Raw genomic sequence first — 12150 nt, 5'->3', positions numbered from 1 at the left:
GTCCCGGCGTGCAGGGGCCCAGCAGCCCGCGAGTCCCGGTCCGCCGGGTACTTGGATCCCACTGCGGCCGCTGGGTCTGTCGCTGCCCGCGTGGGCGGCGAAGACTGTGGATCGAGACCCGACGTGAGGACGGACACCATGGCGAAAGCGGTTGGTATCGATCTGGGTACGACGAATTCGGTGATTGCTGCGGTGGTGGATGGTGTGGCGACTGTGGTTCCGAATGGGGAGGGGCAGCGGACGACGCCTTCGGTGGTGGCGTTCACCGAGGGTGGTGAGCGGTTGGTGGGTCAGTTGGCGCGGCGGCAGGCGATCTTGAATCCGAAGGGGACGATCACGTCGGCGAAGCGGTTCATCGGGCGGCGGTTTGAGGAGGTGGGTAGCGAGAGTCGTGCGGTGTCGTTTGATGTGGTGGCGGGGCCGGATGGTGCGGTGCGGTTCGATGTGCACGGGAAGCTGTATTCGCCGGAGGAGATTTCTGCGCTGGTGTTGCGCAAGTTGGCCGAGGATGCGGCGAAGTTTCTTGGGGAGAAGGTGAACGAGGCGGTTATCACGGTGCCGGCGTATTTCAATGATGCGCAGCGTCAGGCGACGAAGGATGCGGGGCGGATCGCGGGGCTTGAGGTGTTGCGGATCATCAATGAGCCGACGGCGGCGGCGCTGGCGTACGGGCTGGACAAGAAGGGGCATGAGACGGTCCTGGTGTTCGATCTGGGTGGTGGGACGTTCGACGTGAGCTTGCTCGATGTGGGGGATGGGGTGGTGGAGGTGCGTGCCACGGCGGGTGACACGCATTTGGGTGGTGACGACTTCGACCGTCGGGTGGTGGACTATCTGGCGGAGGAGTTCCAGCGTTCGGACGGGATTGATCTGCGGCGGGATCCGCAGGCGTTGCAGCGGTTGTTCGAGGCGGCGGAGAAGGCGAAGGTCGAGTTGTCCTCGGTTACTCAGACGACGATCAATCTGCCGTTCATCACTGCTGACGCTTCCGGGCCCAGGCATTTGAACATGACGTTGATGCGGTCGACGTTTGAGGAGATCACCCGTGATCTGGTGGAACGGTGCCGTGGGCCGGTGGAGCAGGCGATGGCTGATGCGAAGGTGACCGCGGACGATATCGATGAGGTGATCCTGGTTGGTGGGGCGACCCGGATGCCGGCGGTGCAGAACCTGGTCCGGCGGATGACGGGTGGCAAGGACCCGAACATGACGGTCAACCCTGATGAGGTGGTGGCGCTGGGCGCGGCGATCCAGGCGGCGGTGCTGAAGGGGGAGATGAAGGACGTTGTGCTGCTTGATGTGACGCCGTTGTCGTTGGGGATCGAGACCCTTGGTGGGGTGATGACGAAGGTGATGGACCGCAACACGACGATCCCGGCGCGGCGTACTGAGACGTTCAGTACGGCCGAGGACAACCAGTCCGCGGTGGATGTGGTGGTGTTGCAGGGTGAGCGGGAGCGGGCCAGTGACAACCGGGTGCTGGGGAGGTTCCGGCTGGAGAACATCCGGCCGGCGCCGCGTGGTGAGCCGCAGGTCGAGGTGACCTACGACGTGGACGCGAACGGCATTTTGAACGTGTCCGCGCGTGACAAGGACACCGGGGCCGAGCAGCGGATCACTATCAGTGAGAGTTCCAACCTGGACAAGTCCGAGGTGGACCGGATGGTGTCTGATGCCGAGCGGTACCGGGCCGACGATGCCCGGATCCGGGAGGTGGTGGATGCCCGCAACGGTCTGGACGCGGCGGCCTACCAGGTCGAACGGCGGCTGGGTGAGCTCGGTGACGCCGCACCGGAGCATGAGCGGGCGCGGGCGCAGCTGCTGCTGGGCGATGCCCGCCAGGCGGTCAAGGACGACAGTGCTCCGCTGGAACGGCTGCGGTCGCTGACCGGTGAACTGCAGCAGATCTACCACAGCCTGAGCGCCGCGGGTGCTGGTGGCCAAGCGGGCGGACCCGGCGGCGGACCAGGCGGTGAACCCGGCGGACCCGGTGGCGGACCCGGCGGCGGACCTGGCGGTGGGCCTGGTGGTGGGCCTGGTGGTGGGCCTGGTGGTGGGCCTGGCGGTCAGGGTGTGCCGGGGCAGCGTGCAGCGGCCGAGGACGAGGACGTGATCGACGCGGAGTTCACCACGGACTGAGGGTTGTGATGACCGAGCAGAACCTTCCGCGAGGCCGCCCGCATGACCCGGAGGCGGGTGCGACCGGCGAGACGGGTGTGCCTGCGGACTTCGAGCTTCGTGACGAGCTCGCTCAGGCGCAGGAGCGGGTGGCGCAGTTTGAGGACCGGTGGCGGCGTGCTGTGGCCGATGCGGACAACCAGCGCAAGCGGCAGGTGCGTGAGCTGGACCGGCAGCGTGCGGAGGTGGCGGCGAGTTTGGCGGCGCGGTGGCTGCCGGTGGTGGACAACCTCGACCGGGCGGTGGCGCACGCGCAGGCCGCGCAGAGTTCGCACGCGCAGGGTTCGCACGCGCAGGGTTCGCACGCGCAGGCCGCGCAGGGTTCGCACGCGCAGGGTTCGCACGGTGCGCAGGTGGGGGAGCAGGACTCGTTGCTGGAGGGGGTTCGGGCGGTTTTGGAGCAGGCGGTCGGGGTGCTTGCCGGTCTGGGGTTTCCGCGTCAGGACGAGGAGGTGGGTGCGGTGTTCGATCCGGCTCGGCATGAGGCGGTGGCCAGTGTGCCCAGTGCGGAGGTGCCGGCGGGGACGGTGCTGGACGTGGTGAGGCCGGGTTATGGCGAGGGGGAGCGGCAGCTGCGGCCGGCGGGTGTGGTGGTGGCCACGAAGGCGGCGTGAGGGCGGATGGCTGACCGTGACTTCTACCAGGTTCTCGGGGTTCCCCGGACGGCGACCCGGGAGGAGATCCAGCGCGCTTACCGGCGGCTGGCGCGGGAGAACCATCCCGATGTGAACAAGGATCCTGGTGCCGAAGACCGGTTCAAGGACGTTTCGGAGGCCTACGACGTGCTGTCGGATCCTGATCTGCGTAAGCGCTACGACGTGTTCGGCGCGGACTTTCGGCGGGTGCCTGACGACGTCGACCCCGACACCTGGGCGCGGGCGCAGGCGCAGGCGCAGGCGCGGGCCCGGGCGGGTGGTCGTGCCCGGGCGGGTGCGGGGGCTCGCGGCGCAGGCGGGTTCGGGGGTGCCGGCGGGTTCGGCGGGTTCGAGGGGTTTGAGGGGTTCGAGGGGTTCGGTGGCGCGGAGGGGGAGGAGGTCGATCTGGAGGATCTGCTCAGCGGCATGTTCGGCGGACGCGCCGGACGCGCCGGGACCGGGCGGGCTGGTCGGGCTGGTTGGGGCGGGCGTGGCTGGGGCCCGATTCCGGGTGCGGACCAGGAGGCCGAGTTGCCGTTGAGTGTGGAGGAGGCGTATCGGGGTGGGCCCCGGTCGGTGACGTTGTCGGGGCCGGGGGGTGCCCGGCAGTATGAGGTGAACGTTCCGCCCGGTGTGACCGAGGGGCAGCGGATCCGGCTGGCCGGCCAGGGCGGGCGGGGAAGTGACGGCGCCCCGCCCGGTGACCTCTACCTCGTTGTGCGGCTTGTGCCGCATCGGCGTTACCGGGTGCGGGGCCGCGACATTTACCTGGACCTGCCGCTTGCCCCGTGGGAGGCGGCTCTTGGCGCGACGGTCGCGGTTGACACCCCGGGCGGTGAGGCGAAGGTCAAGGTGCCGCCGGGCACCTCCAGCGGGCGGTCGCTGCGGCTGCGGGGCCGGGGGATGCCGAACCCACGCGGCCGGCCGGGTGACGTCTACGCGCAGGTGCGGATCATGGTGCCGCCGCACCCGAGTGAGGAAGAACGCACGTTGTGGTCGCAGCTGGCCCAGGCGTCCGGGTTCGCCCCACGCGCAGGGGGTGGCTGATGTCGTTTGCGCTGGTGCGTGTGCGGGTTCGGCGGGAGGGGCGTCCTGGCGGGCAGGGGCATCTTGGGTTGGAGGAGTTCGCTGCGGTGGTGGGGCTGCATCCGGATCATGTTCGCCGGCTGGTGGTGCTGGGTTTGTTGGACGCGGATGCCGACCCGTCGGGGCGGCTGCATTTCGCGCCTGCTCAGGTTGGCCGTGCTGCGCGGATCGAGCGGTTGCGGGCCGGGTTTTGTTTGAACTATGCGGGGATCGGGGTGGTGCTGGACCTGCTGGACCGGATCGCGGAACTGGAGGCGGCCGAACGCGCGGCTGGTGTGCGCCTTCCGCGGCGCTCCCCGCAGCCGTCTACCTTCGTTGACCCCGTTGACACCGTTGACCCTGTTGGCACCGTTGGCACTGTTGGTGCCGGTAGGCGGACGGTCACCAAATCCGGTGGGCGCGGACAGTCGTCTGTGGCCCGACGTTATGGAGGCAGCTTGTGGACCCGAACCGGTTGACTCAGAAGAGCCAGGAGGCTTTGCAGGAGGCGCAGTCCGCCGCGTTGCGGTTTGGGCATACCGAGGTCGATGGTGAGCATTTGTTGCTGTCGTTGCTGGACCAGCCAGAGGGTCTGGTGCCGCGGTTGTTGGTGCAGGCGGGGGTGGATCCGGACCTGTTGCGTAAGCAGGTGGAGGAGGAGCTGGAACGCCGGCCGCGGGTGAGTGGGCCGGGTGTGGAGCCGGGGCAGGTGTATGTGACTCAGCGGCTGTCGAGGTTGCTGGATGCGGCGGATCGGGAGGCCAGGCGGCTGAAGGATGAGTATGTGTCGGTGGAGCATCTGGTGGTCGCTTTGCTGGAGGAGGGGCCGGCCAGCCCGGCGGGGAGGTTGTTGCACGATCTGGGGCTGTCGCGGGACCGGTTCCTTGCGGTGCTGACCCGGGTCCGGGGTAATCAGCGGGTGACCTCCGCGCAGCCGGAGGCGGCGTATGAGGCGTTGGAGAAGTACGGCCGGGATCTGGTGGCTGATGCGGCGGCGGGCCGGCTGGACCCGGTGGTCGGGCGGGATGGGGAGATCCGGCGGGTGGTGCAGATCCTGTCGCGGAAGACGAAGAACAACCCTGTGCTGGTGGGTGACCCGGGGGTGGGGAAGACCGCGATCGTGGAGGGGCTGGCGCAGCGGATCGCCAACGGGGATGTGCCCGAGGGGCTGCGGAACAAGGTGGTGTTCGGGCTGGACATGGGTGCGCTGGTGGCGGGTGCGAAGTATCGCGGTGAGTTCGAGGAGCGGCTGAAGGCGGTGCTGAACGAGGTGCGTGCCGCGCAGGGGCGGATCCTGTTGTTCGTCGATGAGTTGCACACCGTGGTGGGTGCGGGTGCGGCCGAGGGTGCGATGGATGCGGGGAACATGCTCAAGCCGATGCTGGCCCGCGGTGAGCTGCACATGATCGGCGCCACCACGCTGGTGGAGTACCGCAAGAACGTGGAGAAGGACGCCGCTTTGGAACGCCGTTTCCAGCCGGTGATGGTGGACGAGCCGTCGGTGGAGGACGCGATCTCCATCCTGCGCGGGCTGCGTGAGCGGCTGGAGGTGTTCCACGGGGTGAGGATCCAGGACGCGGCTTTGGTGGCGGCTGTCGTGCTCAGCCACCGCTACATCTCCGACCGGTTCCTGCCCGACAAGGCGATCGATCTGGTCGACGAGGCGTGCGCGATGCTGCGCACGGAGATCGACTCGATGCCGGCCGAGCTGGACGAGCTGACCCGGCGGGTGCGGCGGCTGGAGATCGAGGAGGCGGCGCTGAGCAAGGAGTCCGACGCCGCGAGCAAGGACCGGTTGGCACAGCTGCGTAAGGAGCTGGCGGACCTGCACGCGCAGACCGACGCGATGCGGGCGCAGTGGGAGGCCGAACGGCAGGCGCTGCGGCGGGTGCAGGAGCTGCGGCAGGAGATCGAGCAGGTACGCCGTGACGCCGAGCAGGCCGAGCGTGACTACGACCTGAACCGCGCCGCGGAACTGCGCCACGGCCGGCTGCCGGAGCTGGAACGGCGGCTGCACGCGGAGGAGGAGCAGCTGAGTGAGAAGCTCGGCGAGCGGCGGCTGCTGCGGGAGGTGGTCACCGAGGAGGAGATCGCCTCCATCGTCTCCCGCTGGACCGGTATCCCGGTGAGCCGGTTGCAGGAAGGCGAACGGGAGAAGCTGCTGATGCTGGACCAGATACTGCACCAGCGGGTGATCGGCCAGGACGAGGCGGTCCAGCTCGTCGCGGACGCGGTGATCCGGGCCCGGTCGGGGATCAAGGACCCGCGCCGCCCGATCGGGTCGTTCATCTTCCTCGGCCCCACCGGGGTCGGCAAGACCGAACTGGCCAAGACCCTCGCCGCCGCGCTGTTCGACACCGAGGACAACATGGTCCGCATCGACATGAGCGAATACCAAGAACGCCACACGGTGAGCCGCCTGGTCGGCGCCCCACCCGGATACGTCGGCTATGAGGAAGGCGGCCAGCTCACCGAAGCGGTCCGCCGCAAGCCGTACTCGGTGGTGCTGTTCGACGAGATCGAGAAGGCGCACACCGACGTGTTCAACCTGCTGCTGCAAGTCCTCGACGACGGCCGCCTCACCGACGCCCAGGGCCGCACGGTCGACTTCCGCAACACCGTCGTCATCATGACCTCCAACGTCGGGTCGGAATACCTCCTCGAAGGCGCGACCGCCGGCGGACAGATCACCCCCGACGCCCGGGCACGGGTAATGGCCGACCTGCGATCACGGTTCCGGCCGGAATTCCTCAACCGGGTCGACGAGATCGTGTTGTTCAAACCACTCACACAGACCGAGATCGAACGCATCGTGGACCTGATGTTCGACGAACTACGGGCACGGCTGGCCGACCGGCGGATCAGGCTCGACGTCACCGAACAAGCCCGCCGACTGATCGCCCTGGAAGGCTTCGACCCCGTCTACGGCGCCCGGCCCCTACGACGATTCATCTCCCGCGAAATCGAGACCCGCATCGGCCGCACCCTCCTCACCGAAGACATACACGACGGCGCCGTCATCACCGTCGACACCCACAACAGCGAGATCACCGTGACCCACCACAACCCCGCCCCAACCAGACGGGCCGAGGCCGCCTGAACGCCGAACGGAGAACGGGGGAAACGGAGGAACGGGGGGGACGGAGGAACGGAGGAACGACATGCCGGGGACGCTGGATCCACATGTGGAACAGATCCAGGGGGTCGAGCCCCGCACACCGACCGGGTGCGAGGAGTGTCTGCGGCTGGGCTCACCGTGGGTGCACCTGCGGTTGTGCCTGACCTGCGGCCACGTCGGCTGCTGCGACTCCTCGCCGCTGCGGCACGCCCGCGCGCACGCCGGCGAGACCGACCACCCGATCGTGGCGTCGTACGAACCGGGCGAGGACTGGCGGTGGTGCTTCGTCGACGAGCAGTTCGTCTGACGTCGCTTGGCGGTGGTCACTCCTCCTCGGTGCCCGCACCGACCAGCACCGACCGCACACCGGTCACCTCGGTGAGGTGTGCCGCGAGGTCGGCCACGGGCGCGCTGCCGTAGAGCTGCAGGGCCACCACCACGTCGCCGGCCCGGGCGTTCGTGTCCTCCCCACCGTCGCGGTCGACGGGAGTGCCCCGCCGGTGACCGTTGCCGCGCCCCTCGTCGGCGGGCTCGGCCAGCAGGTCACCGCGTTCGATCGTCACCTGACCGACCTCGAAACCCCTGCTCGTACAGGCGACCAGCGCACGCCGGAACGCGCCGCTGCCGTTGGCGTAGACGATGCGGAGCTGAACGGCGCCGCGGGCGCTCGGCAACCGGCCGCCAAGTGCGGTGAAGCCGACGATGACCGCGAAGTGTGCCGCGGTCGCCGCGACGGCCACGACCACCATGCCGGCACCGGCGGCCGCACCTACGGCGGCGGTCACCCAGACCACCGACGCCGTGGTGAGCCCGCGTACGGCGTCGCGGCGGACGAAGATCAGCCCACCGCCGATGAAGCCGATGCCGGACACGATCTGGGCGGCGATCCGGGAGGGGTCGAGCGAGACGTGCGGGCCGAGTACGTCGGCGAAGCCCCACTTGCTGACCACCATGAACAACGCCGATCCCATGCCGACCAGCGCGTGGGTGCGCAGGCCCGCGGACTTCTGCCGGATCTGGCGTTCGAGCCCGATCAGCGAGGACAGCGCGAACGCCACCAGAACCAGCAGAACCTGCACCCACACCGTGTGACCGTCGACCATCCGGTCAAATCTATCGGACCGGGCCGTTTCAGCTGGATCGGCCGGTTCGCCGCCGCCAGTACGCGTAGGTGACGGCCGCCAGCAACGGGCCCCACAGCAGCAGCGGGGCGTAGCTGCCGACGAAGACGACCAGCCGCCAGCCGTGTTCGGCGATCGGGTCGCCGGGAGGTGCGGGCTCTCGCAGCGAGGCGGGCAGGCCGGCGAACACCTTGGTCCACAGCGCGGTGAGCACCGTGGCGCCCAGGGCGGCGGGGAGGACCGCGGCCGCTGTCGGCACCCGCCGGCCACGAAGTACCGGGACCCACCACGGAAAGACCTCGCCCCAGCGGGCGACCAGGCCGACAGCGGTGAACGCCAGTACTTCGGACACGGCCGACAACACCACGACGTACACCTCGTCCGGCATGCCCAGCGTGTGCCCGGCGCGCGGGGTGGTGCTGACTATGGGCAGGTGCAACGTCACCACGCTGATACGCCACAGGCCGGACGGCAGCACGGTGAACGGCACGGCGTACGCGGCGATCCGGGCCCAGGTGGGGACTCCCGGAACCGGGTCGTGAGCGGCGCGCCAGGCGGCGCGCAGCCGCGAGGAGAGGTGGGGAACCTTCGAACGAACGGCAACGGATGTACTCATGACCTCGAAGATCCCAGTGCGGGGCCGTGCCCGCCCTACCCGCGGGAAGGAAACCTCTCCCCCCGTCGAGGGAGGTTCGGGCATTCTGTCCCGGTGAGCGACACCGCCGACCGCAGCGACCACGGCCGGGTGCCGTCGGGTCCCGCGTCCGGGCCCGTGGTGTTCGACATCGACGTACCGCAATACCGGGTTGACACCGAGCCCGACCACCGAGCGGTCGGCAGGGTCGTGGACGCCGAGCTACGCAAGCTTTTCCTCGGCCGCACGGTCGTCGTACGCGGGATCGGCGCGCAGCACCATCCGGGCCGGACCGTCGACGACCTGATCGAGATCGTCTGCCGGCTCGGCACCGACCGCTACGACCCCGACCGGGCAGGCGACCGGTACGACAACCTCCAGAACAAGCGCATCGACCTGTTCGCCTTCCGGCGCAGGGCCACCCCGCGGATGCGGCTGTTCGAGGCGATGAGCTGGGGCTTCTACCACAGTTCGATCGCGGTCCACGGCGTACCGGTCCGGCTCGACCTGCTGCTGATCTACGACGCCGCGCAGTTGCGCGAGGTGGTCCACCAGTACGAGGGACGGGACGACCGCAAGCGGGACGGCTACGTGTTCCGCGACCCGGACCGCAAGCCGGAAGCCCTGCTGGGCATAGCGAAACTGTCCCGATGACGGTAGCGCCGGCGATCTCAGCGCACTCCGCTCGCAAGCGTGGGCGTCCGGCGGAGCAGCAGCGTGAGCGCACCGGTGGCACCCCGCCGGCGTGCGCCCGCGCCGGAACTCAGCCGCTGGCCACGCCGTGGACGGCGAAGAATCCGCCGGTGAGCACCGCGAGGCAGAACGGCCCGGCGGTGAGCCGGAAGCCCATCGTGTTGAACACCGCGACCAGGGCGCCCATCGAGCAGCCGCCCACGCCGTAGTCGGCTTCGGCTTCAGCGCTCCGCTGCCTGGTAGACGCCGGCGAACACTCCGGTGCCGGTCGTCGCCGACTCGACCAGTTGGAGGCCGAACGGCTCCGAGCCTGAGCCGGTGAACAGCCGCCGGCCCGAGCCGAGCACTTCCGGGTGCACCATCAGGACCAACTCGTCCACCAGTCCGTGCGGCAGCAACGACCGGACGAGCTCACCGCTGCCGAACACCACGAGGTTGCCGTTCTCCTCGGCCCGCAGCCGGGTCACCGCGTCGACGGCACCGCCCTTCAGGAGAACGGAGTTCTGCCAGGGAAGTGGCTCGGTCAGCGTCGTCGACACGACGTACTTCCGCGCCCGGGTCAGCGCCTCGGTGTACGGGTTCGGTTCCTGAGCCGGCCAGTACTCCGCGAACTGCTCGTACGTACGCCGCCCGGCCAGCAGCGACCAGGAGCTTCCCATCCGTGCGCCGATCACCTTCTGCATCACCGGGTCCTGGCGCCGGCTCGCCCAGCCGCCGTGGACGAAACCGTCCCTCGCGTCCTCGTTCCGGTCGCCGGGTGCCTGCATCACGCCGTCGAGGGTCAGGTGTTCGACCGCGATGACCTTGCCCATGCCCCGTCTCCTTCGTCGTCGGCCGGCTGGGGGTTGCGAAGTGCCGGCGCCTCACCCTCCACACGAACGACGAAGGCGCGGATCGACACGAGGAGGGTCGACACCGGCGGCGTAGCTCGGCCTCGCCGCCCGCACCGACATCGACGAGGGCGTCGGCCTGCCGGGGGCCGGTCTGCCGAAAAGTGGCCGACACAAAGAGAGGGCAAGGAGCTTCAGCTCCTTGCCACTACCAAGATACAGCGCACCTGGGGGCTTGCCGCAAGACCCGGGTCATGCTGCAGAATCTCCGGCCTGAGCCGGTTCCGCGGAATTCGACGAACGCGGTGTTCGTGCTCACACGTCACGGGGTACGCGCTGTCAACCTGCGTGGAACACCCGGCGCCACGCGATGCAGTTCGAAGGTTTCCGCCGACAAGCCAGGTGGCATTCCGTACGACAACTGGGGGACTCATGATCGATGTGGTCATTGCCGGCGGCGGGCCGGTCGGCATGATGCTGGCCGGTGAGTTGCGACTGCGCGGCATACGCGTCGTCGTTGTGGAAAAGGATGCGGAGCCGACCAGAATCGTTCGTTCACTCGGACTGCACGTACGCAGCATCGAGTTGATGGACCAGCGCGGCCTGCTGGAACGATTCCTGGCGCGGGGCAAGACGTACCAACTGGGTGGCTACTTCGCCGGCATCAGGCAACCCTGGCCCGGCCGGATGGACAGCGCACACGCGTACATCCTCGGCATCCCGCAGACCGAAACCGACCGGATCCTGACCGAGCACGCGACCGAGCTCGGCGCCGAGATCCGGTGGTGCACCGAGCTGGTGGGACTGAGCCAGGACGACCACGGCGTGACGGCCGAACTCGCCGACGGTACGCGGCTGCGCTCGCGGTATCTCGTCGGCTGCGACGGCGGCCGCAGCACCGTACGCAAGCTGGCCGGTGTCGCCTTCCCCGGCGAGCCCGCGAAGAACGAGTGGCTGCTGGGCGAGCTGGAGGTCACGGCGCCGCCTGCGGAGGTGACGGCGGTGGTGGCGAGGATCCGCGAGACGCAACACGGGTTCGGAGTCGGGCCGACCGGGGACGGGACCTACCGTGCGGTCGTACCCGCTGCCGAGGTGGCCGAGGACCGCCTGGTCCCGCCGACGCTGGAGGAGATCAGGCACCAGTTGGTGGCGTACGCGGGCACCGACTTCGGTGTGCACTCACCTCGCTGGCTGTCCCGTTTCACCGACGCGACCCGGCTCGCCGAGCGCTACCGCGTCGGCCGGGTGCTGCTGGCCGGTGACGCGGCGCATGTCCACCCGCCGCTCGGCGGCCAGGGGCTCAACCTCGGCATCCAGGACGCGTTCAACCTGGGCTGGAAGCTGGCCGCGGAGATCGACGGCTGGGCACCCGCGGGTCTGCTGGACAGCTACGGCACCGAACGACGCCCGGTGGCCGCCGACGTACTCGACAACACCCGCGCGCAGTCGGAGTTGATGTCGCACGAACCAGGCCCCCGGGCGCTGCGCCGGCTGATCGCACAGCTGATGGAGATCGAGGAGGTGAACCGCTTCCTGATCGAGAAGATCACCGCGGTCGGGATCCGGTACGACTTCGGCGAGGGGCACGAGTTGCTCGGCCGCAGGCTGCGGGACGTGGCGCTGAAGCAGGGACGTCTGTACGAAATGATGCGGCGCGGCCGCGGGCTGCTGCTCGACCAGACCGGCCGGCTCTCGGTGGCGGGCTGGGCGGACCGGGTGGATCACGTCGTCGACGTCAGCGAGGAACTCGACGTGCCCGCGGTTCTGCTCCGGCCGGACGGCCATGTGGCGTGGGTCGGCGAGGACCAGCAGGATCTGCTCGGCCGGCTGCCGAAGTGGTTCGGCGCGCCCGTCAGTTGAGCGATCCGGTCGCTGC

11 protein-coding genes are annotated in these 12150 nt (G+C 69.2%); 8 read left to right on the top strand and 3 right to left on the bottom strand.

Translation table 11 applies throughout. The features are described from left to right. Positions 1–138: 138 nt before the first annotated feature. The 6 genes from dnaK to BLU27_RS27310 all read left to right on the top strand — a co-directional run bounded on the left by dnaK (position 139) and on the right by BLU27_RS27310 (position 7303). The gene (gene dnaK, locus BLU27_RS27335) at positions 139–2139 is read left to right on the top strand and encodes a molecular chaperone DnaK (protein WP_092654846.1); all 2001 of its coding nucleotides are present in this window, start codon (positions 139–141) and stop codon (positions 2137–2139) included. Between the two features lie 8 nt (positions 2140–2147). Beyond that, on the top strand, positions 2148–2792 hold the full coding sequence (locus tag BLU27_RS27330) for a nucleotide exchange factor GrpE (RefSeq protein WP_092656525.1): 645 nt from the start codon (positions 2148–2150) through the stop codon (positions 2790–2792). Positions 2793–2798: 6 nt separating this feature from the next. After that, positions 2799–3860: a DnaJ C-terminal domain-containing protein gene (locus BLU27_RS30960; protein ID WP_092656523.1), complete on the top strand. Its 1062-nt coding sequence runs from the start codon at positions 2799–2801 to the stop codon at positions 3858–3860. Further along, positions 3860–4357, top strand: a complete 498-nt coding sequence (locus tag BLU27_RS27320) for a chaperone modulator CbpM (protein WP_092658387.1) — start codon at positions 3860–3862, stop codon at positions 4355–4357. Before BLU27_RS30960 ends, BLU27_RS27320 begins: the two co-directional genes overlap by 1 nt. Continuing rightward, entirely contained in the window at positions 4354–6978 is a 2625-nt protein-coding gene (gene clpB, locus BLU27_RS27315) for an ATP-dependent chaperone ClpB (protein ID WP_241827670.1), read from the top strand. Before BLU27_RS27320 ends, clpB begins: the two co-directional genes overlap by 4 nt. A 61-nt stretch (positions 6979–7039) precedes the next feature. Beyond that, on the top strand, positions 7040–7303 hold the full coding sequence (locus tag BLU27_RS27310) for a UBP-type zinc finger domain-containing protein (protein WP_092656519.1): 264 nt from the start codon (positions 7040–7042) through the stop codon (positions 7301–7303). A gap of 16 nt (positions 7304–7319) precedes the next feature. Here the strand turns inward: BLU27_RS27310 and BLU27_RS27305 are convergent, their stop codons facing one another. Next, complete coding sequence (locus BLU27_RS27305; protein WP_092656517.1) at positions 7320–8099, bottom strand: MgtC/SapB family protein; 780 nt, start codon at positions 8097–8099, stop codon at positions 7320–7322. A gap of 28 nt (positions 8100–8127) precedes the next feature. After that, positions 8128–8733: a hypothetical protein gene (locus tag BLU27_RS27300; protein ID WP_092656515.1), complete on the bottom strand. Its 606-nt coding sequence runs from the start codon at positions 8731–8733 to the stop codon at positions 8128–8130. 93 nt (positions 8734–8826) lie between these two features. Between BLU27_RS27300 and BLU27_RS27295 the strand changes: the two genes are divergently transcribed. Then, the gene (locus BLU27_RS27295) at positions 8827–9405 is read left to right on the top strand and encodes a hypothetical protein (RefSeq protein ID WP_092656514.1); all 579 of its coding nucleotides are present in this window, start codon (positions 8827–8829) and stop codon (positions 9403–9405) included. A gap of 260 nt (positions 9406–9665) precedes the next feature. Here BLU27_RS27295 and BLU27_RS27290 read toward each other — a convergent pair whose 3' ends face one another. Continuing rightward, a complete protein-coding gene (locus BLU27_RS27290) occupies positions 9666–10256 on the bottom strand; it encodes a dihydrofolate reductase family protein (protein ID WP_092656512.1) in 591 nt (196 codons plus the stop codon). A 450-nt stretch (positions 10257–10706) separates the two neighbouring features. Between BLU27_RS27290 and rox the strand changes: the two genes are divergently transcribed. Next, entirely contained in the window at positions 10707–12134 is a 1428-nt protein-coding gene (rox, locus tag BLU27_RS27285) for a rifampin monooxygenase (protein WP_092656510.1), read from the top strand. The last annotated feature ends 16 nt before the right edge of the window (positions 12135–12150 follow it).

Origin of the sequence: Actinopolymorpha singaporensis (genome assembly GCF_900104745.1) — a bacterium.
Taxonomy (GTDB): domain Bacteria; phylum Actinomycetota; class Actinomycetes; order Propionibacteriales; family Actinopolymorphaceae; genus Actinopolymorpha; species Actinopolymorpha singaporensis.
This window is presented reverse-complemented; position numbering and strand designations above follow the sequence as displayed.

Bases quoted from the DNA above. Each gene is read 5' to 3' on its own strand.
- dnaK (WP_092654846.1), top strand. From the start codon at position 139: ATGGCGAAAGCGGTTGGTATCGATCTGGGTACGACGAATTCGGTGATT.
- BLU27_RS27330 (WP_092656525.1), top strand. From the start codon at position 2,148: ATGACCGAGCAGAACCTTCCGCGAGGCCGCCCGCATGACCCGGAGGCG.
- BLU27_RS30960 (WP_092656523.1), top strand. From the start codon at position 2,799: ATGGCTGACCGTGACTTCTACCAGGTTCTCGGGGTTCCCCGGACGGCG.
- BLU27_RS27320 (WP_092658387.1), top strand. From the start codon at position 3,860: ATGTCGTTTGCGCTGGTGCGTGTGCGGGTTCGGCGGGAGGGGCGTCCT.
- BLU27_RS27310 (WP_092656519.1), top strand. From the start codon at position 7,040: ATGCCGGGGACGCTGGATCCACATGTGGAACAGATCCAGGGGGTCGAG.
- BLU27_RS27305 (WP_092656517.1), bottom strand. From the start codon at position 8,099: ATGGTCGACGGTCACACGGTGTGGGTGCAGGTTCTGCTGGTTCTGGTG.
- BLU27_RS27300 (WP_092656515.1), bottom strand. From the start codon at position 8,733: ATGAGTACATCCGTTGCCGTTCGTTCGAAGGTTCCCCACCTCTCCTCG.
- BLU27_RS27290 (WP_092656512.1), bottom strand. From the start codon at position 10,256: ATGGGCAAGGTCATCGCGGTCGAACACCTGACCCTCGACGGCGTGATG.
- rox (WP_092656510.1), top strand. From the start codon at position 10,707: ATGATCGATGTGGTCATTGCCGGCGGCGGGCCGGTCGGCATGATGCTG.